Annotated in this window: 25 protein-coding genes and 2 pseudogenes; 13 read left to right on the top strand and 14 right to left on the bottom strand. The window is 71.6% G+C overall.

What is annotated here, in order from left to right; genetic code table 11:
• Positions 1-68 precede the first annotated feature (68 nt).
• Both QFZ62_RS00810 and QFZ62_RS00805 read left to right on the top strand, forming a co-directional pair.
• A complete protein-coding gene (locus QFZ62_RS00810; protein WP_307500878.1) occupies positions 69-1,829 on the top strand; it encodes a glycerol-3-phosphate dehydrogenase/oxidase in 1,761 nt (586 codons plus the stop codon).
• Between the two features lie 130 nt (positions 1,830-1,959).
• Positions 1,960-2,451 (top strand): glutathione peroxidase, encoded by a 492-nt coding sequence (locus tag QFZ62_RS00805; RefSeq protein WP_307500877.1) that lies wholly within the window; start codon positions 1,960-1,962, stop codon positions 2,449-2,451.
• Positions 2,452-2,493: 42 nt separating this feature from the next.
• On the opposite strand, the gene QFZ62_RS00800 is transcribed toward QFZ62_RS00805, so the two are convergent.
• Positions 2,494-3,009, bottom strand: coding sequence for a DinB family protein (locus QFZ62_RS00800; protein WP_307500876.1), 516 nt, complete (start codon positions 3,007-3,009; stop codon positions 2,494-2,496).
• 86 nt (positions 3,010-3,095) lie between these two features.
• Here QFZ62_RS00800 and QFZ62_RS00795 point away from each other — a divergent pair, with 86 nt between their 5' ends.
• Positions 3,096-3,512, top strand: a complete 417-nt coding sequence (locus QFZ62_RS00795; protein ID WP_307500875.1) for a YchJ family protein — start codon at positions 3,096-3,098, stop codon at positions 3,510-3,512.
• Positions 3,513-3,542: 30 nt separating this feature from the next.
• On the opposite strand, the gene dhaM is transcribed toward QFZ62_RS00795, so the two are convergent.
• The 3 genes from dhaM to dhaK are packed head-to-tail and all read right to left on the bottom strand — an operon-like array spanning position 3,543 to position 5,932.
• Positions 3,543-4,277 carry a dihydroxyacetone kinase phosphoryl donor subunit DhaM gene (gene dhaM / locus QFZ62_RS00790; protein WP_307500874.1) on the bottom strand — a complete coding sequence of 245 codons (735 nt, stop codon included), beginning with the start codon at positions 4,275-4,277 and terminating at the stop codon, positions 3,543-3,545.
• Positions 4,274-4,927, bottom strand: a complete 654-nt coding sequence (dhaL, locus tag QFZ62_RS00785; protein WP_307500873.1) for a dihydroxyacetone kinase subunit DhaL — start codon at positions 4,925-4,927, stop codon at positions 4,274-4,276. Before dhaL ends, dhaM begins: the two co-directional genes overlap by 4 nt.
• A 3-nt stretch (positions 4,928-4,930) precedes the next feature.
• Positions 4,931-5,932, bottom strand: a complete 1,002-nt coding sequence (dhaK, locus tag QFZ62_RS00780; RefSeq protein ID WP_307500872.1) for a dihydroxyacetone kinase subunit DhaK — start codon at positions 5,930-5,932, stop codon at positions 4,931-4,933.
• Between the two features lie 248 nt (positions 5,933-6,180).
• Here dhaK and QFZ62_RS00775 point away from each other — a divergent pair, with 248 nt between their 5' ends.
• Together QFZ62_RS00775 and glpK are read left to right on the top strand one after the other, a co-directional pair.
• Positions 6,181-6,987, top strand: coding sequence for an MIP/aquaporin family protein (locus tag QFZ62_RS00775; protein ID WP_307500871.1), 807 nt, complete (start codon positions 6,181-6,183; stop codon positions 6,985-6,987).
• A gap of 29 nt (positions 6,988-7,016) precedes the next feature.
• Positions 7,017-8,534, top strand: a complete 1,518-nt coding sequence (glpK, locus tag QFZ62_RS00770; protein WP_307500870.1) for a glycerol kinase GlpK — start codon at positions 7,017-7,019, stop codon at positions 8,532-8,534.
• 76 nt (positions 8,535-8,610) lie between these two features.
• On the opposite strand, the gene QFZ62_RS00765 is transcribed toward glpK, so the two are convergent.
• Both QFZ62_RS00765 and trpD read right to left on the bottom strand, forming a co-directional pair.
• On the bottom strand, positions 8,611-9,357 hold the full coding sequence (locus QFZ62_RS00765) for an SOS response-associated peptidase (RefSeq protein WP_307500869.1): 747 nt from the start codon (positions 9,355-9,357) through the stop codon (positions 8,611-8,613).
• A 47-nt stretch (positions 9,358-9,404) separates the two neighbouring features.
• A complete protein-coding gene (gene trpD / locus QFZ62_RS00760; RefSeq protein ID WP_307500868.1) occupies positions 9,405-10,460 on the bottom strand; it encodes an anthranilate phosphoribosyltransferase in 1,056 nt (351 codons plus the stop codon).
• Positions 10,461-10,540: 80 nt separating this feature from the next.
• Here trpD and QFZ62_RS00755 point away from each other — a divergent pair, with 80 nt between their 5' ends.
• From QFZ62_RS00755 to QFZ62_RS00725, 7 genes and pseudogenes are all read left to right on the top strand, one after another.
• Positions 10,541-11,179: a heme-copper oxidase subunit III gene (locus QFZ62_RS00755; protein WP_307500867.1), complete on the top strand. Its 639-nt coding sequence runs from the start codon at positions 10,541-10,543 to the stop codon at positions 11,177-11,179.
• 26 nt (positions 11,180-11,205) lie between these two features.
• The gene (locus tag QFZ62_RS00750) at positions 11,206-12,006 is read left to right on the top strand and encodes a cytochrome c (RefSeq protein ID WP_307500866.1); all 801 of its coding nucleotides are present in this window, start codon (positions 11,206-11,208) and stop codon (positions 12,004-12,006) included.
• A gap of 45 nt (positions 12,007-12,051) precedes the next feature.
• Positions 12,052-13,162, top strand: a pseudogene (locus tag QFZ62_RS00745) (Rieske 2Fe-2S domain-containing protein).
• Positions 13,143-14,777 carry a cytochrome bc complex cytochrome b subunit gene (locus tag QFZ62_RS00740; RefSeq protein WP_373425927.1) on the top strand — a complete coding sequence of 545 codons (1,635 nt, stop codon included), beginning with the start codon at positions 13,143-13,145 and terminating at the stop codon, positions 14,775-14,777. The pseudogene QFZ62_RS00745 and the gene QFZ62_RS00740 overlap by 20 nt, the downstream one beginning before the upstream one ends.
• A gap of 253 nt (positions 14,778-15,030) precedes the next feature.
• A pseudogene (locus tag QFZ62_RS00735) lies at positions 15,031-15,414 on the top strand (methyltransferase domain-containing protein); the annotation flags it as partial.
• 115 nt (positions 15,415-15,529) lie between these two features.
• A complete protein-coding gene (locus QFZ62_RS00730) occupies positions 15,530-15,808 on the top strand; it encodes a hypothetical protein (RefSeq protein WP_307507850.1) in 279 nt (92 codons plus the stop codon).
• Positions 15,809-16,056: 248 nt separating this feature from the next.
• On the top strand, positions 16,057-17,430 hold the full coding sequence (locus QFZ62_RS00725) for a PP2C family protein-serine/threonine phosphatase (protein WP_307500864.1): 1,374 nt from the start codon (positions 16,057-16,059) through the stop codon (positions 17,428-17,430).
• A gap of 196 nt (positions 17,431-17,626) precedes the next feature.
• On the opposite strand, the gene QFZ62_RS00720 is transcribed toward QFZ62_RS00725, so the two are convergent.
• The 6 genes from QFZ62_RS00720 to QFZ62_RS00695 form a co-directional block, all read right to left on the bottom strand.
• Positions 17,627-18,064: a GNAT family N-acetyltransferase gene (locus tag QFZ62_RS00720; RefSeq protein WP_307500863.1), complete on the bottom strand. Its 438-nt coding sequence runs from the start codon at positions 18,062-18,064 to the stop codon at positions 17,627-17,629.
• 4 nt (positions 18,065-18,068) lie between these two features.
• Positions 18,069-18,485: a cytochrome c oxidase subunit 4 gene (locus QFZ62_RS00715; protein ID WP_307500862.1), complete on the bottom strand. Its 417-nt coding sequence runs from the start codon at positions 18,483-18,485 to the stop codon at positions 18,069-18,071.
• Between the two features lies 1 nt (position 18,486).
• A complete protein-coding gene (gene ctaD, locus QFZ62_RS00710; RefSeq protein ID WP_307500861.1) occupies positions 18,487-20,232 on the bottom strand; it encodes a cytochrome c oxidase subunit I in 1,746 nt (581 codons plus the stop codon).
• Positions 20,233-20,243: 11 nt separating this feature from the next.
• Positions 20,244-21,155, bottom strand: a complete 912-nt coding sequence (coxB, locus tag QFZ62_RS00705; RefSeq protein ID WP_307500860.1) for a cytochrome c oxidase subunit II — start codon at positions 21,153-21,155, stop codon at positions 20,244-20,246.
• 123 nt (positions 21,156-21,278) lie between these two features.
• A complete protein-coding gene (gene erpA, locus QFZ62_RS00700; RefSeq protein ID WP_012038530.1) occupies positions 21,279-21,641 on the bottom strand; it encodes an iron-sulfur cluster insertion protein ErpA in 363 nt (120 codons plus the stop codon).
• Positions 21,642-21,771: 130 nt separating this feature from the next.
• Entirely contained in the window at positions 21,772-23,193 is a 1,422-nt protein-coding gene (locus QFZ62_RS00695) for a dipeptidase (protein WP_307500859.1), read from the bottom strand.
• Positions 23,194-23,233: 40 nt separating this feature from the next.
• On the opposite strand from QFZ62_RS00695, the gene QFZ62_RS00690 reads away from it, so the two are divergent.
• Entirely contained in the window at positions 23,234-23,827 is a 594-nt protein-coding gene (locus QFZ62_RS00690) for a DUF3043 domain-containing protein (protein ID WP_307500858.1), read from the top strand.
• Positions 23,828-23,869: 42 nt separating this feature from the next.
• Here the strand turns inward: QFZ62_RS00690 and QFZ62_RS00685 are convergent, their stop codons facing one another.
• Positions 23,870-24,904 carry a quinone-dependent dihydroorotate dehydrogenase gene (locus QFZ62_RS00685; RefSeq protein WP_307500857.1) on the bottom strand — a complete coding sequence of 345 codons (1,035 nt, stop codon included), beginning with the start codon at positions 24,902-24,904 and terminating at the stop codon, positions 23,870-23,872.
• A gap of 42 nt (positions 24,905-24,946) precedes the next feature.
• Positions 24,947-25,420, bottom strand: coding sequence for a transcriptional regulator NrdR (gene nrdR / locus QFZ62_RS00680; RefSeq protein WP_307500856.1), 474 nt, complete (start codon positions 25,418-25,420; stop codon positions 24,947-24,949).
• Position 25,421 lies beyond the last annotated feature (1 nt).

Here is a 25,421-nt window from a genome sequence, read left to right as displayed (position 1 = left end):
TCGCGGGCGGATGATGGACGGAGAACGCGCACAGCGCACGCATCAGGACAACAGGAAGAAGCCTCCTCGTGACCACGTCGAAGAAGACCGACCTGCGGGACAACGTCGCCCGCATCGACGACCGCCCGAGCGCGCAGGTGCTCGTCATCGGCGGCGGCATCAACGGCATCGCGACGTTCCGGGACCTGGCGCTCCAGGGCGTCGACGTCGTGCTCGTCGAGCGCGCCGACTACGGCTCGGGCGCCTCGGCCGCCAGCTCGCACATGATCCACGGCGGCATCCGCTACCTCGAGAACGGCGAGTTCCGGCTCGTCCGCGAGTCCGTCGAGGAGCGGAACGGCCTCATCCGCATCGCGCCCCACTACGTGAAGCCGCTGCAGACCACGATGCCGATCTTCTCCGCCTTCTCCGGCATCCTCAACGCGCCGCTGCGCATGCTCACGCACAAGCAGCGCTCGACCAAGGAGCGCGGGGCGCTCCTCATCAGCGTCGGCATGACCCTCTACGACTCCTTCTCGCGCGACGGCGGCTCGGTCCCGCGCCACCGCTTCCGCATCGGCAAGGCGGCCCGCGAGGACATGCCCGCCCTCAACAAGGACGTCAAGTTCACCGGCACGTACTACGACGCCTCCGTGCACGAGCCCGAGCGCCTCGCGCTCGACGTGCTCAAGGACGGCCTCGCCGCGGGCGACCACGCCCGGAGCGCCAACTACCTCGAGGCCGTCGGCGTCGAGGACGGCGGCGTCAAGCTTCGCGACGTCATCTCCGGCACCGAGTTCGTAGTCAAGGCCGACGTCGTGGTCAACGCGTCCGGTCCCTGGACCGACCTCACCAACGACGCCATGGGCGGCGACACGAAGTTCATGGGCGGCACCAAGGGCTCGCACATCGTCGTCGACAACGCCGAGCTGCTCGAGGCCACCAAGGGCCGCGAGATCTTCTTCGAGAACAACGACGGCCGGATCGTCCTCATCTACCCGCTGAAGGGCCGCGTGCTCATCGGCACGACCGACATCGACGCCGACCCGCGCGAGCCGGCCGTGTGCACCGAGGAGGAGGTCGACTACTTCTTCGACCTCGTGAAGCACGTCTTCCCGCAGATCGAGCTGAACCGCGACCACATCGTGTACCGCTACTCGGGCATCCGTCCCCTGCCGCGGCACGAGGACACGGCGCCCGGCTTCGTCTCCCGCGACTACCGCATCGTGGAGACCGAGATCGCCGGCCTGCCCGACGCGAAGGTGCTGAGCCTCGTCGGCGGCAAGTGGACGACGTTCCGCGCGCTGTCCGCCCACCTCTCGACGGAGGCGACCACGCGACTCGGCGTCGAGCGCTCGGTCGACACGACGGGCATGCCCATCGGCGGCGGCAAGGACTTCCCGTCCTCCAGCACCGCCCGCGCCCGCTGGATCGCCACGCAGGCGGCCCGTGCGGAGGGCATCGGCACCGACCAGGTCGACCGGCTGCTCAACCGCTACGGCACGCGCGCCACGAGCGTCATCGACGTGCTCTCGGGCCAGCCCTCCACGCCGCTCGCGACCGACCCGCAGCTCACGCGCGCCGAGATCGCGTACTTCGCCACGCACGAGGACGCCGTGCACCTGGCCGACGTCGTCCTGCGGCGCACGAACCTCGCGTTCGTCGGCGGCGTGACCCACGAGATGCTCGCGGAGATCGCGGACGTGCTTCAGGAGGCGCTCGGCTGGAGCGACGATGAGCGCGACGACGAGATCCAGGACACCGTCGACACGCTGCGCACGCACCACGGCGTCGACGTGGGCGCCACGAAGGTCGCGGCCGACGCGACCGTCACGGAGTTCGCGAACTAGCGTCGCGTCCTGCGGGACCGTCCGCACCCGGGAGGCCGGTCGCCGAGAGGCGGCCGGCCTCCTCCGCGTCCGGGGAGCGCGTCGCCGCCGCGTCCCGGCCGCTGTCAGCCGCCCGGTCTACGGTCGGGCCATGACGCATCCCCGGCTCGACGCGATCCCGCTCACCACGCTCCAGGGCGAGGCCACCACCTTCGGCGCGTACGCCGACAAGGTCGTCCTCGTCGTCAACGTCGCCTCGCGCTGCGGCCTGGCGCCGCAGTACGAGAAGCTCGAGCAGCTCCAGCGCACCTACGGGGAGCGCGGCTTCACCGTCATCGGCTTCCCGAGCAACCAGTTCCTGCAGGAGCTCGGATCCGCGGAGGCCATCGACGAGTACTGCTCCACCACCTGGGGAGTCACGTTCCCGATGATGGAGAAGGTCAAGGTCAACGGACGGTCCGCCCACCCCGTCTACGCGGAGCTGACGCAGACGCCGGACGCCGACGGGAAGGCCGGGCGCGTGAAGTGGAACTTCGAGAAGTTCGTCGTCGCGCCGTCGGGCACCGTCCACCGCTTCCGTCCCACGGTCGAGCCGGACGCGCCGGAGGTCATCGCGGCGATCGAGGCGGGGCTGCCCGGCTGAGCGCGGCCCGGCGGCGGGCGCGGCGGATCCGGTCCGACCCGCTCAGCGTCGGCGCGCGATCAAGCCCGCGAGGTACGACGCCTGGCCGGCGTGCTGCAGGTCGTCCGCGAGGACGCTCACGAGGCGCGCGCCGAGGGTGACGACGGGCGTCCAGTCCTCGTCCACCACGCGGTCGAGCTCGGCGGCGTCGAGGCCGGCGAGGTAGGCCAGCGTCGCGGACTGCACGGCGTCGAGGTAGCCCGTGAGGAGCTCCGGCCTTGTGCCCGCGAGCGCGGCCACGTCCTCCGGCGACTGCCCGTAGCCCGTCGCGCCGTCGTCGAAGGGCAGGGCGAACCGCTCGGCCCACCCGCCGCTCGTCCACGTCTGGTCGGCGCCGGCGACGTCCGCGACCTGGGCGTCCTGGACGCGGGCGAGGTGCCAGACGAGCCAGCCGACGGAGTTCGCCTCGGGATCCGGGCGGAAGGCGAGGTCGTCGGCGTCGAGGCCGTCGACGGCGTCGTGCACGATCCCGCCGATGCGCCCGAAGGCGTCCACGAGGAGGTCGGTGGCGTCGGTCATGGTGATCTCCTCGCATCGGGACGGGTCCGCGTCCGCGGCCGCTCCCCCATCCTGCTCCGGGTCCTCCGCCGTGGGAGGCTCGGGGGATGACGCGCCTCTCCCCCGACGCCCCGTGGTCGACGCCCGACGACGACGCGTGGTGCCCCTGCACGAGCGGGAACCCGTACGGCGCGTGCTGCGGACCGCTCCACCGCGGCGACGCCCCGGCCCCCACCGCCGAGCGGCTCATGCGATCCCGCTTCGCCGCCTACGCGCGCGGCGACGCGGCGTACCTGGCGCGCAGCTGGCACCCGTCAACCCGACCGGAGGAGCTCGAGCTGGACGCGGCCGTGCGCTGGTACCGGCTCACCATCGTGCGGACCGCGCTCGGCGGACGGGAGGACGCCACGGGCGTCGTGGAGTTCGAGGCGGCGTACCGGCACGAGGGGACGCGCGGCAGCCAGCGCGAGGTCAGCCGCTTCGCCCGGCACGCGGGATCCTGGGTCTACGTCGACGCGGTCTGACCCCGGCGCGACCGACGCGCGGACGGGTCCTCAGGCCTCCCCGAAGCCCGACTCGATCAGCTCGACGAGCGCGGTGACGGCTTCCGCGGCGTCGTCTCCCGTCGCCTCCACGACCACGTGCGCGCCACGGGTCAGCCCGAGCGCCATGACGCCGAGGAGCGAGACGGCGTTCTGGCCGTTGACGGTGATGGCCGACGAGTACGTCGACGCGCGCGTGACGAAGTCGGCCGCCGGGCGGGCATGCAGGCCGTCGCGGTTGACGAGGACGGCCTCGCCGCGGACGGTGCCGGATGCGGAGCCGCTCGCGGCCGCGGGCGCGGCGACCTCGGGATCCGGTGCGATCCCCGCGTCCGCGTCCTGCGCGGCATCGGCTCCCGCGGCCGAGGCGGCGGCCGCGGCCACCTCCTCGAGCGAGCCGCCGGTCTCGGCCGCGACCGCGGCGGCGACGGCGCCCTCCACGAGCGGCGCGCGCACGACGACGACGCGGGCGGCGGCGTCCTCGTCGAGGAGGTCGACGGCGGTCTCGGCCGTCAGGTACGCGGAACCCAGGTCGGCGAGCACGACCACGCCGTCGCCGCCCTCCGCCGCGGCGAGCGCCGCGGACACGACGTCGAAGCTCGTGCCGATGCCCGCGTCGTCGAGCGTGCCGTCACCGGACCCCCCGGCAGGCACGAGCGCGACCGTCGGGGCCATCTGCCGCGCGAGGGCGACGAGGCCGTGCGCGATGAGGGCGCTGTGCGAGACGAGGACGAGGCCGACGCTCACGAGGCCGACCCGTCGGCGTCGCGGGCGGTCGAGGCCGCCGCGCGGAGGATAAGGGCGGACGACTGCGCGCCCGGATCCCGATGGCCGATCGCGCGGTCCCCGAGGTAGGACGCGCGGCCCTTGCGGGCGACGAGCGGCTCGGTCTCCTCGGCCCCCCGCTCGGCGGCGTCGGCCGCGGCGGACAGGGCGTCGACGGGGCTGGACCCGGCGGACGCCGCGGCACGGGCGGCCTCCGCCGCGGGACCCCAGGCGTCGACCATGGTCTTGTCGCCCCGCTCGGCCTTGCCGCGGAGGACGATCCCGCCCACGGCGGCCTCGAGCAGGTCGGCCATCGCGAACGCGTCCAGGCCGTCGCGGCCCGCCACGGCCGCCGAGGCCTTGAGGTACGCCGTGCCGAGCAGCGGTCCGGAGGCGCCGCCGACCGTGGAGATCAGCGTGGTGGCGACGGTCTTGAGCGCGTCGGCCGGCGAGGCGTCCGACGCGAGGCCCGCGAGCTTGGCCGTGACGGCGCTGAAGCCGCGGTCGAGGTTCTCGCCGTGGTCGCCGTCGCCGATCTCGCGGTCGAGGGCGATGAGCTCGCCCCGCCGCTCGGCGACGACGCGCGCCGCCTCCGCGGTCCAGGCCACGATCCAGTCGGTCCCGAGTGCCATCAGCTACCTCCCCCACCGCAGGGCGGCGGTCTGCACGGGTGAGTCCCACAGCTCGATGAGCTCGTCGTCGAGCTGCAGCACCGTGAGGGACAGCCCCTCCATGTCGAGGGCCGTGACGTAGTCTCCCACGAGGCTCCGGGCGACGGTCAGGCCGGCCTCCTCGAGCACGGCGGCCGCCCGCCGGTACGCGATGTACAGCTCGGACAGCGGCGTCGCGCCCATGCCGTTCACGAGCAGGAGCACCCGGCTGCCCGCCGGCGCGGCCAGGTCCTCGAGCACGGGATCGAGCAGGCGGTCGACGATGGCGTCCACCGGCTCGAGCGGCAGCTTGACCCTCCCGGGCTCGCCGTGGATCCCGATGCCGATCTCCATCTCGTCGTCCTCCAGCGCGAAGCTCGGCTCGCCCGCGTGCGGGACGGTGCAGGCGCGGATCGCGACGCCCATGCTGCGGACCCGCGCCACGACGCGCTCGGCGATACCGGCGACGGCGTCGAGGTCGTCCCCGCGCTCGGCCGCGGCGCCCGCGATGCGCTCCACGAGCACGGTGCCCGCGACGCCGCGCCGGCCGGCCGTGTAGAGGGAGTCGGTGACCGCGACGTCGTCGTCGACGAGCACGCTCCGCACGCGGACCCCCTCCGCCTCGGCGAGCTCGGCCGCCGTCTCGAAGTTCAGGACGTCTCCCGTGTAGTTCTTGACGATGTGCAGCACGCCCGCTCCGCCGTCTACGGCGAGGGTGGCGGCGACGACCGGATCCGGCGTCGGGCTCGTGAAGACCGGCCCCGGCACGGCGGCGTCGAGCATGCCGTGCCCGACGAACCCCGCGTGCAGGGGCTCGTGCCCGCTGCCGCCGCCGCTCACGAGGGCGACGCGGCCGGGTCGGGTCGGCTCGGCGCGACGGACGAACAGCGGGTCGGCGCTCAGCACGACCAGGTCGGCGTGCGCGGCGGCGAAGCCCGCGACGGCCTCCTCGGCCACCGACCTCGGGTCGTTGATCAGCTTCTTCACGGCCGGCTCCTCGCGGGTCTCGGGCGGCAGCGCGCCGCCGCGCATCCGAGCCGGATCGAGGACGGGACTCGGTCGGCGGCGACTCGGGCGTGCCGCCAACATACGCCCGGCGGCACGCGCGGGGACAGTCCCCGCGCCCGACCGGACGGACGCCGACGAGCTCCGGCCGGGGGGACGGGTCCGCGTCGAGGAGCGGCCCGCCGCAACCCGGCCGGGGAGGCCCCCGGCACTAGGTTGGAGGCACCGCGATGACGCGGCAGAGGCCGCCCCCGCGCCTCGACGAACGATCGGAGCACCACTCAGTGGATCTTGGAGTCATATTCCTCTCGGAGACGGTGGGCACCGCCCTCCTCATCCTCCTGGGATGCGGAGTCGTGGCGAACGTCGCGCTCATCAAGTCGAAGGGTCTCGCCGGCGGCACCCTGATGGTCAACTTCGGCTGGGGCCTCGCGGTCTTCGCCGGCGTCACCGTCTCGTACGCATCCGGCGCGCACCTCAACCCCGCCGTCACGCTCGGGCTGCTGGCGGCCGGCAAGGTCGAGGACCCGGCGAGCGTGCCGGTCTACATCCTCGCCCAGATGGTCGGCGCGATCATCGGAGCCGTCTTCTGCTGGCTCGCCTACAAGCAGCACTTCGACGAGGAGCCCGACGCGGCGACCAAGCTCGGCGTGTTCTCGACCGGCCCGTCCATCCGCAACTACGGCTGGAACCTCGTCACGGAGATCATCGGCACGTTCGTGCTGGTCATCGTGATCCTCGGCTTCAGCCTCGCCAACAACCCGGACGCCGACGCCTCCACCCCCGCCGGCCTCTCGGCGCTCGGCGCCGTCCCCGTCGCCCTCCTCGTGGTCGGCATCGGCGCGTCCCTCGGCGGGCCGACCGGCTACGCCATCAACCCCGCCCGTGACCTCGGCCCCCGCATCGCGCACGCGATCCTGCCGATCAAGGGCAAGGGCTCGAGCGACTGGTCCTACGCCTGGGTCCCCGTCGTCGGTCCCGCCATCGGCGGCGTCCTCGCCGGACTCGCGTCCTACGCGCTGCTCCCCATCCTCTAGAACCCCTCGACCCCACAAGGAGAGACCACATGAGCGAGAAGTACATCGTCGCCATCGACCAGGGCACCACCAGCACGCGCGCCATCGTCTTCGACCACTCCGGATCCATCGTCTCCACGGGCCAGCTCGAGCACGAGCAGATCTTCCCCCGCGCCGGCTGGGTCGAGCACGACCCGATGGAGATCTGGCGCAACACGCGCGAGGTCATCGGGCAGGCGCTGTCCAAGGCCGACATCACGCGCCACGACGTCGAGGCCGTGGGCATCACCAACCAGCGCGAGACCGCCGTCGTGTGGGACCGCACCACCGGCAAGCCCGTCTACAACGCCATCGTCTGGCAGGACACCCGCACCCAGAAGATCGTCGACCGTCTCGCGGCCGACGGCGGCGTCGAGCGCTTCAAGCCCACCGTCGGGCTCCCCCTCGCCACCTACTTCTCCGGCACGAAGATCGTCTGGATCCTCGAGAACGTCGACGGCGCCCGCGCCAAGGCCGAGGCCGGCGAGCTCATGTTCGGCACGACCGACACCTGGGTCCTCTGGAACCTCACGGGCGGCACCGACGGCGGCGTCCACGTCACGGACGTCACCAACGCGTCGCGCACCCTCTTCATGGACCTCGAGACGCTCCAGTGGGACGACGAGATCCTCCAGGCCTTCGACGTCCCGCGCTCGATGCTCCCCGAGATCAAGAGCTCGTCCGAGGTCTACGGCACCGTCGAGTCCTCCAGCCTCCTGCGCGAGGTGCCCATCGCGGGCATCCTGGGCGACCAGCAGGCGGCCACGTTCGGCCAGGCGGCGTTCGACCAGGGCGAGTCGAAGAACACGTACGGCACCGGCAACTTCCTGATCTTCAACACCGGCACCGACATCATCCACTCGCAGAACGGCCTGCTCACCACGCTCGGCTACAAGCTGGGCGACGCGGAGCCGCACTACGCGCTCGAGGGATCCATCGCCGTCACGGGCTCGCTCGTGCAGTGGATGCGCGACAACCTCGGCCTCGTGTCGAGCGCCGCGGAGATCGAGACCCTGGCCGCCACCGTCGAGGACAACGGCGGCGTGTACTTCGTCCCCGCGTTCTCGGGCCTCTTCGCGCCGTACTGGCGCTCGGACGCCCGCGGCGCGCTCGTGGGTCTCACGCGCTACGTGAACAAGGGCCACATCGCCCGCGCGGCGCTCGAGGCCACGGCCTTCCAGACCCGCGAGGTGCTCGACGCGGTGAACGCCGACTCGGGCGTCGACCTCACGGAGCTCAAGGTCGACGGCGGCATGATCGCCAACAACCTGCTCATGCAGTTCCAGGCCGACATCCTCGGCGTGCCCGTGGTCCGCCCCGTCGTCGCGGAGACCACCGCGCTCGGCGCCGCGTACGCCGCGGGCCTCGCCGTCGCGTTCTGGAAGGACCTCGACGACCTGCGCAGCAACTGGCAGGAGGACAGCCGCTGGACGCCGGACATGGACGACGCCGAGCGCGAGCGCCAGCTGCGCCTCTGGAAGAAGGCCGTCACCAAGACCTTCGACTGGGTCGACGACGACGTGCAGTAGACCGCACCCGCACGATCCGCACGCCCCGTCGCCCTCGGTGACGGGGCGTGCGGTGCGTCCGGGCGCGCGACGATCGTCAGATCAGGGTCGGCTGTCCGTCGCCGGCGGGGACGTCGTCGACGGGCGCGACCAGGTCGGCACCGTCGTTGCGCACGCTGTTGACGCGCGTCGACACCCGCCGCGGCACGAGGTGCGGCTCCGGCAGGGACCCCAGCAGGTGCCGCACGTCGTCGACCGCGGTCGTGCCGGCGTCCAGCCAGTCGTCCAGGCGGTCGGTCGGGACGATGACCGGGGTGCGGTCGTGGATGTGCCCCAGCGCGTCGCTCGCGGCCGACGTGATGATGGCGAGGCTCCGGAGCCACGCGCCGGGCTCGCCCTCCGCGACGCGCGGGTCCCGCCAGTGCTCGTAGACGGCGGCGAAGGCCAGCGGGCCCTCGTCCTCGCCGTGCAGGTAGACCGGCTGCTTCCCGCTCGGGGTGACCTGCCACTCGTAGTAGCCGTCGGCCGGCACGACGGCGCGACGCATGAGCACCGCCCGGCGGAAGGTCGGCTTCTCCGTCACCGTCTCGACGCGCGCGTTGATGAGCGGCGGCCCCTGGAGGGACTTCGCCCACGGCGGGACGATGCCCCAGCGCGCGGCGGTCAGCACGCGTCGGGCCTCGCCCTCCGCGTCGTCGCGCGGCCGCCGGTCCGCGACCATCCGGACCGTCGTCGTCGGCGCGACGTTCCAGGACGGCGGCGGATCCTCGCCCTCGACGTCGTCGACCGCCCAGTCCCCGACGAGGTCGCCCGTCGCCCGCGCCACCACGAATCTCCCGCACATGCGCCCATCATCCCCCGCTCCGGCGGCGTCGCCCGGGCGGCATCCCGTCACGCGCGCGTGGCGGCGGCCCATTCCTGGAGCTTCGCGGCGGCGCGGCCGGAGTCCACGGCCTCCGCCGCCACGGCGAGCTTCTCGCGCAGCCGCCGGGCCATGGGCTGCTGCACGCGCGCGGGATCGCCCATCAGGTCGAAGGACTCGAGGCCCGCCGCGGCGTTCAGCAGGACGACGTCGCGCTGCGGTCCGCGCTCGCCCGCCAGCACGCGGCGGATGACCTCGGCGTTCTGCTCCGGTCCCTCGCCGAGGAGCGCCTCGATGGGCGCACGCGGGATCTGGAGCTCGAGCGGGTCGAGGTCGTGCTCGGTGACGGCGCCCCGGCTCACCTCCCAGATGTGGCTGTGGCCGGTCGTGGTGAGCTTGTCGATGCCGTCGTCCCCGCGGTAGACCAGGGCGGTCGCGCCGCGCGTGCGGAAGACGCCCACCAGCAGCGGGACCCGCGTCAGGTCGGCGACGCCCACCGCCGAGGCCTCGGGACGCGCCGGGTTGCAGAGCGGGCCGAGCACGTTGAAGAGCGTGGAGATGCCCAGCTCGCGTCGCGTCGCGGCCGCGTGACGGAAGCCCGGGTGGAACACCGCGGCGTGCGCGTACGTGATCCCCGTCTCCCGGTGCACCTCGGCCACGCGTGCCGGCGGGATCGTGAGGTCGACGCCGAGCGCGGTCAGCACGTCCGAGGCGCCCGACGACGAGCTCGCCGCCCGGTTGCCGTGCTTGACGACGGGCACGCCGGCCGCGGCCGCGATGACGCTGGCCACGGAGGAGATGTTGAGCACCGCGCCGTAAGGGTCTCCTCCCGTGCCCACGATGTCGAGCGCGCGGGGATCCACGTCGAGCGGCAGGGCGTCCTCGAGCACGGCGTCGCGGAACCCGACGATCTCGTCCACGGTCTCGCCGGAGGCCCGGAGGGCCACCAGGAGGCCGCCCAGCTGGGCGTCCGTGGCCTCCCCGCGCATCACCTGGCGCATGGCCCAGGTCGACTCCGCGACGGACAGGTGGCGGCCCTCGATCAGGGTCGTGATGAGCGCGGGCCAGGACGGGGCGGAGGGCATGCGGATCAGCCTAACGAGAGGCTGGATCGGATCTCACGGGCGGCCGGGGTGGGCGTCCGGCGTCGTCGGGCTGGGACATAATGGATCCTGTGACGACGACCTCAATCTCCCCAGCATCCACCGCGCCGGTGGTGAACCGGCCGAACACCGTCGCCGTGGGCACCATCGTGTGGCTCGGCAGCGAGGTGATGTTCTTCGCGGGTCTCTTCGCGATCTACTTCACCCTCCGCTCCACGTCCGGCGCCCTCTGGGAGTTCGAGGCGGGCCGCCTCAACGTGCCCTTCTCCCTCGTGAACACGCTCATCCTCGTGTCGAGCTCGTTCACCTGCCAGTTCGGCGTCTTCGCGGCGGAGCGCCTGCAGGCGCGGGCCACGGGGTGGAAGCCGAGCCAGTGGGGCACGGTCGAGTGGTTCTTCCTCACCTACGCCCTCGGCGCGATCTTCGTCGTCGGCCAGATCTTCGAGTACGCGACCCTCGTCACCGAGGGCATCACGCTCAGCAGCAACGCCTACGGCTCGGCGTTCTACATGACCACGGGCTTCCACGGCCTCCACGTCACCGGCGGGCTCATCGCCTTCCTCCTCGTCATCGGGCGCATCTTCGCCGTCCGGTCGATGGGGCACCGGGAGGCGACGAGCGCCATCGTCGTGTCCTACTACTGGCACTTCGTCGACGTGGTCTGGATCGGGCTCTTCCTGGTCATCTACGTCCTCAAATAGCACCGAGCGGGAGCAACGAACACAGCATGAGCACCACCACAGCACGCGCCCGACGCACCGGCCGCCGCAGCCCCCTGACCACCGTCGCCCTCCTGGCCATCGGCCTCCTCTTCACGGGCGGCGCCTACGCGCTGATCCAGACGGGCACCGCCTCCGCCGAGGTCGACCTCAAGTCGGCGCAGACCATCGACGAGGGCCAGAAGCTCTTCGGCTCCAACTGCGCCACCTGCCACGGCATGGACGCGACCGGCTCGGAGATCGCTCCCAGCCTCATCGGCGCCGGCGCTGCCTCGGTCGACTTCCAGGTCGGCACCGGCCGCATGCCGCTCCAGGCCACCACGGTCCAGGCCCAGGAGAAGCCCGTCCAGTTCACGGACACCCAGGTCAAGCAGCTCGCGGCCTACGTCGCGTCGCTGGCCCCCGGCCCCGCCATCCCCGAGGCCCAGTACCTCGACGGCGAGGGCGACGCGGCCAACGGCGCCGAGCTCTTCCGCATCAACTGCGCCATGTGCCACAACGTGGCGGCGGCCGGAGGCGCCCTCACCGAGGGCAAGTTCGCCCCCAGCCTCGAGGGCGTGGACCCGGTCCACATCTACGAGGCCATGGTCACCGGCCCGCAGAACATGCCGGTCTTCAACGACACCAACATCTCCCCCGAGGACAAGCGCGACATCATCACGTCGCTGCAGTACATCGAGGAGAACAGCAACGTCGGCGGCGCGAACCTCGGCGGGCTCGGCCCGGTGTCCGAGGGCCTCTTCATGTGGATCTTCGGCCTCGGCGGCATCGTCGCCCTGACCGTGTGGCTCACGGCCCGGTCCAACTGACGCCCGCATCGATGATCTGCACACGCACACAGGAGAGGCACGCACATGGCACACGACGATAAGGACGAGTCGGGCGTCGTCCCCGCGGGCTACGACGCGGGCCAGCTCGAAGCGGCCGGCCGCGACGTCGTGCTCCCCGGCGGCACGGCCGTCGCCACCCGCGACGCCTTCCAGAACCCCGGCTTCCCGGAGCACCGCCTCCGCGTCACCGACAAGGACCCGAAGAAGGCCCGGACGGCCGAGCGCGTCGTCTACACCTGGTTCTACCTGTCGATCGTGGGCAGCGTCTTCGCCATCGGCGCCTACTTCGGCTTCCCGATCTATGCGGACGACCCGGGCAGCGTGCGGCTGAACAACCTGTTCCTCGGCGTCGGCATCGCCCTGGCGCTGCTGAGCCTCGGCATCGGCGCCATCCACTGGTCGAAGGCGCTCATGAGCGACCACGAGCTGATCGACGAGCGCCACCCGCAGGGCGGCTCCCCCGCCACCCAGGCCCGCGCCGTCGAGATCTTCCGCCCAGGCGAACGAGGAGTCCGGCTTCGGCCGTCGCTCGCTCATCCGCAACAGCCTCATCGGCGCCCTCGTCGCCTTCCCGCTGCCGGCCGTGGTCCTGTTCCGCGACCTGTACCCGGGCAGCGCCGAGGAGCCCGCCTCCGCCCTCAGCCACACGCTGTGGAAGAAGGGCGAGGTCCTCACCCGCGATCCCTCCGGCACCCCCATCAAGGCGTCGGACGTCACGATCGGCTCGGCGTTCCACGTCATCCCCGCCTCCCTCATGGAGCTCGAGGAGGGCAAGCTCGAGGAGAAGGCCAAGGCCGCGGTGCTGCTCATGCGCCTGCGTCCCGAGGACCTGGTCGAGTCGCCCGAGCGCAAGGGCTGGTCCTACGACGGGATCGTCGCGTACTCCAAGGTCTGCACGCACGTGGGTTGCCCGGTGGCGCTCTACGAGCAGCAGACCCACCACCTGCTCTGCCCCTGCCACCAGTCCCAGTTCGACGTGACCAACCACTGCGAGGTCATCTTCGGACCGGCCAAGCGGCCCTTGCCGCAGCTGCCCATCGCCGTCAACGACGAGGGCTACCTCATTGCACAGAGTGATTTCACCGAGCCCGTAGGGGCGAGTTTCTGGGAGCGTCGTGGTGACTACAACAGCTGATCCGACCACGACGGGTGCCACCGCGCCCGCCGCCAAGAGCGGGGGCGGCCTCACCGCCGCCGCCGCGACCTACCTCGACGAGCGCACCAGCGTCAGCGTCGCCGTCAAGGAGTTCGGGCGGAAGATCTTCCCGGACCACTGGTCCTTCATGCTCGGCGAGGTGGCGCTCTACAGCTTCGTCGTCATCCTGCTGACGGGCTCCTGGCTCACCTTCTTCTACGACCCGTCCATGGCGGAGACGCACTACGAGGGCTCGTACGCGCCCCTCAAGGGCGTCGAGATGTCCGTGGCCATGTCGTCGTCGCTCGACATCTCGTTCGACATCCGCGGCGGCCTGCTCATGCGCCAGATCCACCACTGGGCGGCCCTGCTGTTCGTGGCCTCGATCGGCCTGCACATGCTGCGCATCTACTTCACGGGTGCCTTCCGCAAGCCGCGCGAGCTCAACTGGTTCATCGGCTTCGTCCTCTTCATCCTCGCGATGGCCGAGGGCTTCACGGGCTACTCCCTCCCCGACGACCTGCTCTCCGGCAACGGCCTGCGGATCATCGACGGCATGGTCAAGGGCATCCCGGTGATCGGCACGTGGATCTCGTTCCTCCTCTTCGGCGGCGAGTTCCCCGGCACGGCGATCATCCCGAGGCTCTACACGCTGCACATCCTGCTGCTGCCCGCGATCCTCGTGGCGTTCCTGGCGCTCCACCTCCTGTTCGTGGTCGTGCACAAGCACACCCAGTTCGCCGGCCCCGGCCGCACGAACGAGAACGTGGTCGGCGTGCCGGTGCTCCCCACCTTCGCGGCCAAGGCCGGCGGCTTCTTCTTCGTCGTCTTCGGCGTGATCGTGGTCATGGCGTCGTTCTTCACGATCAACCCGATCTGGAACTACGGCCCCTACGACCCGTCCCCGGTGTCCGCGGGGACGCAGCCCGACTGGTACATCGGCTTCGCGGACGGCGCCCTGCGCCTCGTCCCGCCGGGACTCGAGTTCGTGCTGTTCGACCACACGTTCTCGTTCAACATCATCCTGCCGATCACGGTCTTGGGCCTGTTCATCGTGCTCGTCGCGCTCTACCCCTTCATCGAGGCGTGGATCACGGGCGACAAGCGCGAGCACCACATCCTCGACCGCCCGCGCAACGCCCCGACGCGCACCGCGATCGGCGCCGCCGGTGTCTCGTTCTACGCGGTCCTCTGGTCCGCCGCGAGCTCCGACCTCATCGCCACGCACTTCAAGGTGTCGATGGAGGGCGTCATCCACACGCTGCAGGCGCTGCTGATCCTCGGACCGGTCATCGCCTACCAGGTCACGAAGCGCATCTGCCTGGCCCTCATGAAGAAGGACCGCGAGATCGCCCTCCACGGCGTCGAGTCGGGCCGCATCGTGAAGCTGCCCGGCGGCGAGTTCATCGAGGTGCACGAGCAGCTCGACGAGTACGAGCGCTGGCGCCTCGTGAGCTACGACGACTACAAGCCGCTCATGATCCGCCCGGACAGCCGTGGACGCATCACGGTCAACCAGCGGGCCCGCGCGGCGCTGTCGAAGTGGTTCTTCGAGGACCGGATCTCCCCGGTCACCACGAAGGACGTCGAGCGCAGCCACGGCGACCACCACTAGGCACCACCCCCGCTCGCGCTGATCCGCGAGCAGGCATCGAGAGCCGGTCCGGCGACACGTTGGACCGGCTCTCGTGCGTCCACCCACCGCATCGGCACCGACTCGAGGAGCATCCGTGGACCTCGCCCGGCTCGCGTCCTGGCTGCGCTGCCCGGCGTGCGGCGCGGACCTGCACGCCGTCCCGCCGCTCGTCCTCCGCTGCGATCGCGGGCACGCCGTCGACGCCAACAAGCGGGGCTACGCGAGCCTCCTCATGCCCGGCACGCGCGTCACCGGTGACTCGGCGGAGATGATCGCCGCCCGCGGCCGCTTCCTCGATCGAGGGCACTACGCGCCGCTCATGGCAGCCCTGCGGGACGCGGTCGGCGAAGGGACGTCGCCGACGGGATCCGATCCGGTCGTCCCCGGCGCGCACGGGCGGTCCGGCCTCCGCATCCTCGACGCCGGCTGCGGCACCGGGCACTACCTGCACGCGCTCCTCGACGGGATCCCCGGCTCGGCGGGCCTCGCCGCCGACCTCTCCCCCCCAGCGGTGGCGGTCGCCGTCCGGGGTCGCGCCGACGTCGACGGGCTGGTGGCGGACACCTGGTCCTCCCTCCCCCTGCGCGATGGCGTCGCCGACCTGGTCCTCGACGTGTTCGCCCCGCGCAACCTGCCGGAGTTCCACCGTGCGCTCGCCCCGGGCGGTCGCGTCGCCGTCGTGGCGGCCGGACCGGAGCACCTCGCGGAGCTGAGGGCGGCGGGGGCGTGCCGTGGGCGTGCAGGAGGACAAGCGGGAGCGGATCCTGGGCGCGGCCGACGCGCTCTTCGAGCCGGTCGTGGAGACGCGCGTGCAGCGCGTCCTGCGGCTCCCGGAGGACGACGTGGCCCTGCTGCTCGGCATGGGTCCCTCCGCTCACCACATGGGCGCACGGACGGCGTCTCCCGATGCTCCGGACGCGCCAGGCACGGGATCCGGGGCGGCCCAGGACGTGACGATCGACGTCATGATCCACGTCCTCCGCCGCCGCGACGACGTCGCCTCCGCCTGAGGCGGCTCCTCCCTGCTCGGAGGTCCCTCTCCGCCCGGCATGCGCCGCCTCTCGCGCATGGCATCGAGGACGCATAGGAGCTCCGCATCGGGACCCGTGCCGGGTAGCGTGGAGGCTGTCACTGCTGCTGTCCGGGGGAAGCGGTCCGCCGGTGCTCGTCGCCCCTGGTCCGGGAGCCCCGCCCTCGCGGCCTGCTGATCCCCGACGGGATCGCGCGCCGGCCCGACCCACGGAACACGGACCGCACCTTGCTCGACTCGATCACCCTCCGCGTCGCCTTCGGCGTCACGACCCTCACGCTGTTCCTGCTCTTCGCCCTCGTCACCTTCCGGACCACGCGCTCCGCCTTCAGCTTCTGGTGGTGCGCGGCGCTGGCCCTCTTCATGGGCGGCTCCCTCGCGTATCTGCAGGACGGCACGGGAGCGCAGGTCTGGGGGAACCCGCTCGGGAACGGGCTCATCGTGGCGGGCGCTGCATCGGTGTGGATGGGCAGCCGGTCCCTCCGCGGACGACCGACGCCCTGGTGGCTCGTCGTCGCGCCGGCGGCGTCGATCGTCGCCGTCTCGAGCGTCGACTCCCCCGCGACCAACGACTGGTCCGGCGGGCCGCTGTACCTCGCCCTGATGGCCGGCCTCATCGGGATGTCGACGCGGGAGATCATCCTGCTCGACGCCGGCCTGTCCCGCACGCGCTGGCCGCTGATCCTCTCGTCCGGCGCGTTGGCGGCCTACTACGCCGCCCGGCTCGTCGTCTTCCTCGCGGAGGGGCCGCGGAGCACCGCCTTCACGACCTGGTTCGGCACGCCGTCGACCACCCTGATCACGCTCGTCCTCCTCGTCGTGGTGTCGTTCAGCATGGCCTCCCTGAGCGGCGAGCAGGTGGCGCGGGTCCTGTCCGCTCGGGCGGCGTCATCTCGGCAGGAGCTCGTCGAGGGCGGCGGAGTGCAGCGCCGGCTCCTCCCCCAGACCGTGCCGGACCTGCCCGGCTACGAGGTGGCCGGGGCGTGCGTCCCCAGCGGCGACGTCAGCGGCGACTTCTTCGACTGGCAGCAGACCCCGGACGGCCTCGTCGTCACGGTGGCCAACGTCATGGGCAAGGGCGTCGGCGCCGCCATGATCGCCGCGACGGTGCGCGCCGCGCTGCACGTGGCCTCGCCCGCGCACGATCCCCGGGGCACCCTCACGGTCGTCGACCGGGCCGTCGAGTCCGACCTCGACGCCAACGACGCCTTCGTCACGCTCCTGCACCTGCGGCTCGACGCCCGGACCGGCGACATCGCGCTCGTCGACGCCGGGCACGGCCTCGGGATCCTCTGCCGCGCGGACGGCACCCGCGAGCCCATCGCGTCGAGGAACCTCCCCCTGGGCGCCTTGGGCGCGCAGGAGTGGCAGACGACGGCCCTGCGGCTCGAGCCGGGCGACCTGCTCCTGATCTGCAGCGACGGCGTGCTGGACCTCTTCGACGGCACGATGGCGTCGATGGACCGCGCTGCCCTCACGGCCATGGCCGCCGAGCCCACGGCGGTGGCCGCCGTGGCGAGCCTGACGCGCCTCGTGCCGGAGGCCACGCCTCCCGACGACGTGACGGTCGTGGCGATCCGCCGGATGGCCGCCGAGCGCTGACCCGGCCCGCCGGCGAGCCGGCTCGCCGCACGAGGCTCGCGACCGCTCCGTCCGGACCTGGGTTGACGCGGCCCCGCCCCGTGACGACGACCGTGCACGCGTCGCGGAGAGGCGCCGCCGAGCTCGCTCCCTCCCCCGGACGCGACGATGCCCGACCCCAGGAGGGGTCGGGCATCATGGCGTCGCGCGGGTGCCCCTAGCGCAGCAGCTTCTTGTAGAACTCCGCGGTGCGCTCGTAGCCGAGGCGCTTGTAGAACTCGCCTGCCCGGCGCGTGCTCATGGTGATCTGCCCCACGCCGCGGTCGCCGCACAGGCGCTCGACGGCGCGGACCAGGGACGAGCCCGTGCCCGCGCTGCGGGCGCCGGTGTCGACCACCAGCTCCTCGAGATGGGCGCTCAGCCCGCCGGCGTAGAGGAGCCGCGAGACGACGAGGTACGCGTACCCCACGACCCGGCCCTCCTCCTCCGCCACCAGCAGCACGTCGCGACCGACGTCCTTGTTGGCCCGCAGGATGTGCGAGAACGTGACGTCGAAGTCGTCCCGCGTGGCGGGGGCGTTGATCATGTCGAGCTGCTGGCAGAGGGCGAAGACCGCGTCCCCGTCCGTGGCCAGCGCGTGCCGGATGTCGACCATCGGATCAGCGGGCGAAGAAGCCGCGGTAGTACTCGTAGGTCCAGCCCACGAGCGCGATGATCGCGAGGCAGCCGCCGATGAGGGCGATCCAGATGCCCACGGCGAGGCCGAGGAACACGGAGGCCGCCCCGGCCGCGAGGATCACGGGCCACCAGCTCCACGGGCTGAAGAAGCCGAGCTCCGGGTCGCCGTCGTCGACGTTGGCGTCGCTGCGGTCCTCCGGGAGCTCGCCGTTCTGGGCGGCGTAGAGCCGTGCCACGAAGAAGCCGATGAAGCCGGACAGGGCGCCGGAGAGGGCGATGGCCAGCGTGCCGACCCACTCCACCTCGCCGGTGTCGATGACGTGCCAGACCGTGTAGGCGGCCGCCGCGATGACGAAGAAGACCGTCAGGACGTAGAAGAGATTCCTATTGGCGCGCACGTCACTTCACCTTGTCGCTGGAGATGTCGTAGGTCGCGGCGTCGGGAGCGTCCTTCGCCGGCCCGATGCCGACCGGGATGCCGGCCTCCGGGTGGTTGAGGTCGAACGCCGGTGCCTCGGAGCGGATCCGCGGGATGGAGGTGAAGTTGTGCCGCGGCGGCGGGCACGAGGTCGCCCACTCGAGCGAGCGGCCGTAGCCCCACGGGTCGTTGACGGTCACGCGGGGCGCGGTGCGGGCGGTGATCCAGACGTTCAGGAAGAACGGGATCATCGACAGCGCCAGGATGCCCGCCCCGATGGTCGACAGCTGGTTCATCCAGGTGAAGTCGTCCTCGGGCTGGTACGTCGCGTAGCGGCGCGGCATGCCCATGACACCCAGCCAGTGCTGGATGAGGAACGTCGTGTGGAAGCCGACGAACAGGAGCCAGAAGTGGACCTTGCCGAGGCGCTCGTTGAGCATCGTGCCCGTCCACTTGGGCCACCAGAAGTAGAAGCCCGAGAACATCGCGAACACGACGGTGCCGAACACCACGTAGTGGAAGTGCGCCACGACGAAGTACGTGTCGGACACGTGGAAGTCGAGCGGGGGCGACGCCAGGATGACGCCGGTCAGGCCGCCGAACGTGAACGTGATGAGGAAGCCGATGGCCCAGAGCATCGGGGTCTCGAACGTGACCGAGCCGCGCCACATGGTGCCGATCCAGTTGAAGATCTTCACGCCCGTGGGCACCGCGATGAGCATCGTCATGAGCGAGAAGAACGGCAGCAGGACGGAGCCGGTGACGTACATGTGGTGCGCCCACACCGTGACCGAGAGGGCCGCGATGGAGATGGTCGCGTACACGAGCGTCTTGTACCCGAAGATCGGCTTGCGGCTGAAGACCGGGAAGACCTCGGAGACGATGCCGAAGAACGGCAGCGCGATGATGTACACCTCGGGGTGCCCGAAGAACCAGAAGAGGTGCTGCCACAGGATGGCGCCGCCGTTGGCCGGGTCGTAGATGTGCGCGTCGAAGATGCGGTCGGCGCCGAGGCCGAAGAGGGCGGCGGCGAGGACCGGGAAGGCCATGAGCACGAGGATCGACGTCACCAGGATGTTCCAGGTGAAGATCGGCATGCGGAACATGGTCATGCCCGGCGCGCGCATCGTGATGATGGTGGTCACGAAGTTGACGGCACCGAGGATGGTGCCGAACCCGCTGAGCGCCAGGCCCATCACCCAGAGGTTGCCTCCCAACCCTGGCGAGAACGTCGTGCTCGACAGCGGTGCGTAGGCGAACCAGCCGAACGACGCAGCCCCCGACGGGGTGAGGAAGCCGGCGACCGCGATGAGGGAGCCGAAGTTGAACAGCCAGTAGGCGAAGGCGTTGAGACGCGGGAACGCGACGTCGGGGGCGCCGATCTGCAGCGGCATGAGCACGTTGGCGAAGCCGGCGAACAGCGGCGTCGCGAACATCAGCAGCATGATCGTGCCGTGCATGGTGAAGAGCTGGTTGTACTGCTCCTTCGTCTCCACCACGTGCAGGCCGGGCTCGAAGAGCTGGGCGCGGATGACCAGGGCCATCACGCCGCCCAGGCAGAAGTAGAGGAACGACGTGATCAGGTACAGGTACCCGATCGTCTTGTGGTCGGTGGAGGTGATCCAGTTGACCACGACGTTGCCGCGGCGGTCGGCCTTGCCGGAGCCGTCGAGGACCTTCGCCTGACCGGCGGGGATCGCGGTGGGACGATTCAGGGTCGATGTCACGTGCTGCTGCCCTACTCTTCGGACGACTCGGTGGTGGCCGGCACCTCTGTGCCGGGGAGGTTCTGGAGGCGGTCGTAGTCGGTGCCGAGGTCACCCTCGAAGCCCGCCGCCTTCTGGCTCTCGATGTAGGCGTTGTACTCGTCGACCGAGACGACCTTCACCTGGAAGAGCATGAGGGAGTGGTACTCGCCGCAGAGCTCGGCGCACTTGCCCATGTACGTGCCCTCCTTCTCCGGGATGAACGTCATGTAGTTCGTCTTGCCGGAGATGAGGTCCTTCTTGTACAGGAAGTCGACGACCCAGAAGGAGTGGAGCGTGTCGCGGGTGTTGAGCTCGAGCTCGACCTTGGTGTTGACCGGCAGGTAGAGCGTGGGGAGCTTGTCCTTGTCGATCGAGCCCTGGGGACCGTCCGGGTCGTCCACGGCCTGGACGCCCTGCTCGTACGCGCCGCCCTCGATGGCCTGGCCGGACTCGGTCTCGCCGCCGAGGTAGTTGAAGTCCCACGCCCACTGCTTGCCGAAGACCTGGACCTTGACCTCGGGCTGGTCGAAGCGGGCCTCGATCGCGGCCTGGTCCTTGGCGGTGAAGGCGAAGAAGCCGAGCACGAGGATGAGGGGCACGATCGTGTAGAAGATCTCGATCGGCATGTTGTAGCGCATCTGCACCGGCAGGCCGGTCTGGCCCTTGCGGCGGCGGTAGACGACCGCGGCCCAGATGGTGAGGCCCCACGTGAGGACGCCGACCGCGAGGAGCACGATCCACGCCGTGACCCACAGTCCGATGACCGAGTCGACGTGGTTCGTCGTGCCGGCCTCGGTGGGGAGGAAGCCCTGGAGCTGCTGCTGCGTGCACCCCGCGAGGAGTACCGAGATGCCTATGGCGACGGGGATCGTCAGCCAACGTTGACGGCGAGTGAAGCGCACGTGCAGACCCTTCGAAGAACCGGATGTGACGTGTTCCACCCTACGCGACAGGGAGCCGCCCGATGGACGACTCCCTGTTCGAGGCCCGGTTTCCCGGGGTCGGATCGCTTACCGCTCCATGTGTCAGTGGAACGAGTCGCCGCACGCGCACGAGCCGCCGGCGTTGGGGTTGTCGATGGTGAAGCCCTGCTTCTGGATGGTGTCCTCGAAGTCGATGGTGGCGCCGTCGAGGTAGGGGACGCTCATCTTGTCGACGATGACCTCGACGCCGTCGAAGTCGACCGTGGCGTCGCCGTCGAGCTCGCGCTCGTCGAAGTACAGCTGGTAGATGAGGCCCGAGCATCCGCCGGGCTGGACGGCGACGCGGAGGCGGAGGTCCTCGCGGCCCTCCTGCTGGAGCAGGCTCTTCACCTTGCTCGCCGCGGTGTCCGTCAGTCCGACGCGGTGGGCCGCCTGGGCGGTCTCGGTCAGCGTGGTGTCGGTCATGAGCACTCCTCGGGGGTGGGATCTGCGGTCGGGCGACTCCGGTGGAGTCTACGTCGTGCAACCGCGGGAGTCACCCGCGTGTTCCCGCCACCGCGCGGGGATCCGGGCGGGCCCCCGCAGTGGTCGCGCGTCAGTCGCGGCGCGCGATGCGCGAGAGGAGGACGGCCTCGCTGAGGATCGCACGCTGCAGGACGCCCAGGTGCTGCGACTCGTTGGGGCTGTGCGCCCGCGTGTCCGGGTCCTCGACGCCCGTGACCAGGATCTGCGCCGCGGGGAACGCCTCGACCAGGTCGGCGATGAACGGGATGGATCCGCCGATGCCGGCCTGCACGGGCGCGCGGCCCCACCCGGCGGTCATGGCGGCCGTGGCCTCGGCCATCGCCCAGCCCGTCGTGTCGACGAGGAACGGGTCGCCCTGGTCGACGTCCGTGATCTCGACGTGCGCACCGAAGGGACGGTGCCCCTGGACGTGGGCCTCCAGGGCCCGGTACGCGTCGGCCGCCGTCTGCCCGGGCGCGATGCGCGCGCTGATGCGCACGGAGACCTCGGGGAGCAGCGTGTTGCTCGCGTTGGCGACGGAGGGGGCGTCGATGCCCGTCACGGTGATCGACGGCTGCGCCCACAGGCGCGTGAGGATCGGGCCCCTGCCCACGGGCGAGACGCCGGGCAGGAGCGCGGCCTCCTCGGCGAGGCGCGCGTCGTCGTAGGCGGGCGTCTCCATCTCCGCGGAGGTCAGGCCGGCGACGGCGACCGAGCCGTCGGCGTCCCACAGCGAGTCGAGGAGGCGGACGGCCGCCATCATCGCGTCGGGGACCGCGCCCCCGAACATGCCGGAGTGCGACGCGTGGTCGAGCGTGCGGACGGTGAGGCGGAAGGTGACGTTGCCGCGGAGCGCGATGGTGATGGAGGGGGTGTCGATGTCCCAGTTGTCGCTGTCGGCCACCACGATGACGTCGGCCGCGAGCGCGTCGTGGTGCTTCCGGAGGAAGTCGGAGAAGGATCGCGATCCCGCCTCCTCCTCCCCCTCGATGAACACGGCGAGCCCGAGGTCGAGGTCGTCGCCCTCCGCCTCGACGAGCGCGCGGATCGCGGCGACGTGCGTCATGATCCCGGCCTTGTCGTCGGAGGCGCCGCGGCCGTGCAGGCGGTCGCCGCGGAGGGTCGGCTCGAAGGGAGGGGTCTCCCAGTGCTCGTCCGCCCCGGGCGGCTGCACGTCGTGGTGGGCGTAGAGGAGGACCGTGGGCTTGCCGTCCCGCGGCGCGCGCGTGGCGAGCACGGCGGGCTGCCCGTCGTCGCCCGAGGAGGTGGAAGCGCGATGGACGGAGACGTCGTCGAAGACGCCGAGCCCGGCGAGGAGGCCGGCGACCGCGTCCGCGCTGGCGGCGACGTGGGTCGGGTCGAAGGCCGGCCAGGAGACGGAGGGGATGCGCACGAGGGCCGAGAGGTCGGCGATCGTGGTGGGCAGGCCGCCCGCGACCGCGGCGGCGAGCCGGTCGACGGCCTCCTGGTCCGGCGGGGTCACGGCGTCTGCGGAGGTCTCGGGAGGCGTCATGCAGGTAATCTTAGATTCACTCCAGGCAAGGACGAGAGACGTGGCGAAGCAGCAGACCCCCGCAGAGACCCCCTCCGAGACGGGCGCCGCGGCGACCGCCGACGGCCGCACGGTCGACGGGAAGAAGGGCCCGACCCCCACCCGCCGCGAGCGCGAGGCCGCGAACCTGCGCCCGCTCGTCCCCCAGGACCGCAAGCTCGCGGCGCAGCAGGCGAAGGAGAAGGCGCGCGAGGCGCGCGCCCGCGCGAACGCCGGCATGGCGGCGGGCGACGAGCGCTACCTCCCCGTCCGCGACAAGGGCCCGCAGAAGCGGTTCGCCCGGGACGTCGTGGACGCGCGCTGGAGCGTCGGCGAGTTGCTGCTGCCCGTGATGGGAGTGGTCGTGGTCCTCACCTTCGTGCTGCCGAACCTGTCGGCGATCCCGCTGCTGTCGATCTACGTGTTCGTCTTCGCGGCGATCATCGACGCGTACTTCACCGGCCGCCGCGTGCGCGCCGCCATCGCCGAGCGGGTCGGCGCCGACCGCGTCGAGCGCGGGATCCGCTGGTACACGGGCATGCGGACCATCCAGATGCGGCCGATGCGCCTGCCGAAGCCGCAGGTGAAGCGCCGCGAGAAGGTCACCTTCGGCTGATCCCCGCCGTCGCCCCGCCGCGGCCCGCCGGGACGGCAGCCGTCAGCGACCGCGGCGGATACGGAGGAGCCCGGCGTTGACCGAGCGGGCCCAGAGCGGTCCCCGGTAGAGGAACGCCGTGTAGCCCTGCACGAGCGTCGCGCCGGCGTCGAGCCGAGCCTGCACGTCCGCGGCGGTGTCCACGCCGCCGACCGAGATGACGCAGGAGTCCTCCGGCAGCGCCCGTCGCAGGATCGCCAGCACCTCGAGCGACCGGGTGCCGAGCGGCGCCCCGGACAGGCCGCCGGCGCCCGCGGCCTCGACGACGCGCGGATCCGAGCGGAGGCCGGTGCGGGACAGCGTGGTGTTCGTCGCGATGACGCCCGCCAGGCCGAGCTCGGTGGCCAGCCCGGCGATGCGCTCGACCTCGGCGTCCTGCAGGTCGGGGGCGATCTTGACGAGGACCGGCACGCCGTCGGCCGCGTCGCGGATGCTCGTGAGCAGCGGCCGCAGCAGGTCGATCTCCTGGAGCCCGCGGAGCCCGGGGGTGTTCGGCGAGCTGACGTTGACGGCGAGGTAGTCGGCGACGGGCGCGACCAGGCGGGTCGTCCGCACGTAGTCGGCCACGGCGTCCTCGACGGCGACCGCGCGGGTCTTGCCGATGTTGACGCCGATGACGGGCCGGTCGCGGCGGGCGCGCAGTCGACGGAGGCGGTCGGCGAGGGCCGCCGCTCCCCCGTTGTTGAAGCCCATGCGGTTGATGACCGCCCGGTCGTCGACGAGGCGGAACAGGCGCGGGCGCGGGTTCCCCGGCTGCGCCTCCGCGGTCACCGTCCCGACCTCCACGTGCCCGAAGCCGAGCTGGCCGAGGCCGAGGACGGCGTCGGCGTCCTTGTCGAAGCCGGCGGCGACGCCGAACGGCGAGGGAAACCGGAGGCCGAGCGCGTCGACCGCGAGCGACGGGTCGGGCGCCGTCAGCCGGCGCGCGATCCAGCCTAAGCCGGACGGCGGGAGGAGGGCGATGGCCGTGGACGCGAGATGGTGGGCGTCCTCCGGGTCCATGCGCGACAGGACCGTGCGGAAGAGGAGGGGATACATCGGCACCAGGCTATCGGGTGCGGACGACGCGCCGCGGGCGGCCTAGACCGCGTCGGCGTCCGAGGACGCCGTGTGCGCCACGCGCAGCTGCGCGATGGCCGACTCGAAGTCGTCGAGCGAGTCGAAGCCCTGGTAGACGCTCGCGAAGCGGAGGTACGCGACCTCGTCGAGCTCGCGGAGCGGCGGCAGGATCGAGAGGCCGATGTCGTTGGCCTCGATCTGCGACGCGCCGGTCGCCCGGATCGCCTCCTCCACGCGCTGCGCGAGGACCGCGAGGTCCGTGTCCGTGACGGGCCGGCCCTGGCAGGCCTTGCGGACGCCGGTGACGATCTTCTCCCGGCTGAACGGCTCGACCACGCCGTTGCGCTTGATCACGCTGAGGCTCGCGGTCTCGGTGGTGCTGAAGCGGCGGCCGCACTCGGGGCACTGCCGGCGCCGGCGGATCGACAGGCCGTCGTCGCTCGTGCGCGAGTCGACGACGCGGGAGTCGGGGTGGCGGCAGAAGGGGCAGAACATG

Source organism: Clavibacter sp. B3I6, from assembly GCF_030816895.1.
In the GTDB taxonomy this organism is placed as follows: domain Bacteria; phylum Actinomycetota; class Actinomycetes; order Actinomycetales; family Microbacteriaceae; genus Clavibacter.
The sequence above is the reverse complement of the archived record's forward strand: the minus strand, read 5'-3'. Positions and strand labels throughout refer to the sequence as shown.

Bases quoted from the DNA above. Each gene is read 5' to 3' on its own strand.
- QFZ62_RS00805 (WP_307500877.1), top strand. From the start codon at position 1,960: ATGACGCATCCCCGGCTCGACGCGATCCCGCTCACCACGCTCCAGGGC.
- erpA (WP_012038530.1), bottom strand. From the start codon at position 21,641: ATGACCGACACCACGCTGACCGAGACCGCCCAGGCGGCCCACCGCGTC.
- QFZ62_RS00775 (WP_307500871.1), top strand. From the start codon at position 6,181: ATGACGCGGCAGAGGCCGCCCCCGCGCCTCGACGAACGATCGGAGCAC.
- QFZ62_RS00795 (WP_307500875.1), top strand. From the start codon at position 3,096: ATGACGCGCCTCTCCCCCGACGCCCCGTGGTCGACGCCCGACGACGAC.
- QFZ62_RS00750 (WP_307500866.1), top strand. From the start codon at position 11,206: ATGAGCACCACCACAGCACGCGCCCGACGCACCGGCCGCCGCAGCCCC.
- QFZ62_RS00800 (WP_307500876.1), bottom strand. From the start codon at position 3,009: ATGACCGACGCCACCGACCTCCTCGTGGACGCCTTCGGGCGCATCGGC.
- QFZ62_RS00755 (WP_307500867.1), top strand. From the start codon at position 10,541: ATGGATCCTGTGACGACGACCTCAATCTCCCCAGCATCCACCGCGCCG.
- QFZ62_RS00685 (WP_307500857.1), bottom strand. From the start codon at position 24,904: ATGTATCCCCTCCTCTTCCGCACGGTCCTGTCGCGCATGGACCCGGAG.
- trpD (WP_307500868.1), bottom strand. From the start codon at position 10,460: ATGCCCTCCGCCCCGTCCTGGCCCGCGCTCATCACGACCCTGATCGAG.
- nrdR (WP_307500856.1), bottom strand. From the start codon at position 25,420: ATGTTCTGCCCCTTCTGCCGCCACCCCGACTCCCGCGTCGTCGACTCG.
- QFZ62_RS00695 (WP_307500859.1), bottom strand. From the start codon at position 23,193: ATGACGCCTCCCGAGACCTCCGCAGACGCCGTGACCCCGCCGGACCAG.
- dhaL (WP_307500873.1), bottom strand. From the start codon at position 4,927: ATGGCACTCGGGACCGACTGGATCGTGGCCTGGACCGCGGAGGCGGCG.
- QFZ62_RS00765 (WP_307500869.1), bottom strand. From the start codon at position 9,357: ATGTGCGGGAGATTCGTGGTGGCGCGGGCGACGGGCGACCTCGTCGGG.
- QFZ62_RS00720 (WP_307500863.1), bottom strand. From the start codon at position 18,064: ATGGTCGACATCCGGCACGCGCTGGCCACGGACGGGGACGCGGTCTTC.
- glpK (WP_307500870.1), top strand. From the start codon at position 7,017: ATGAGCGAGAAGTACATCGTCGCCATCGACCAGGGCACCACCAGCACG.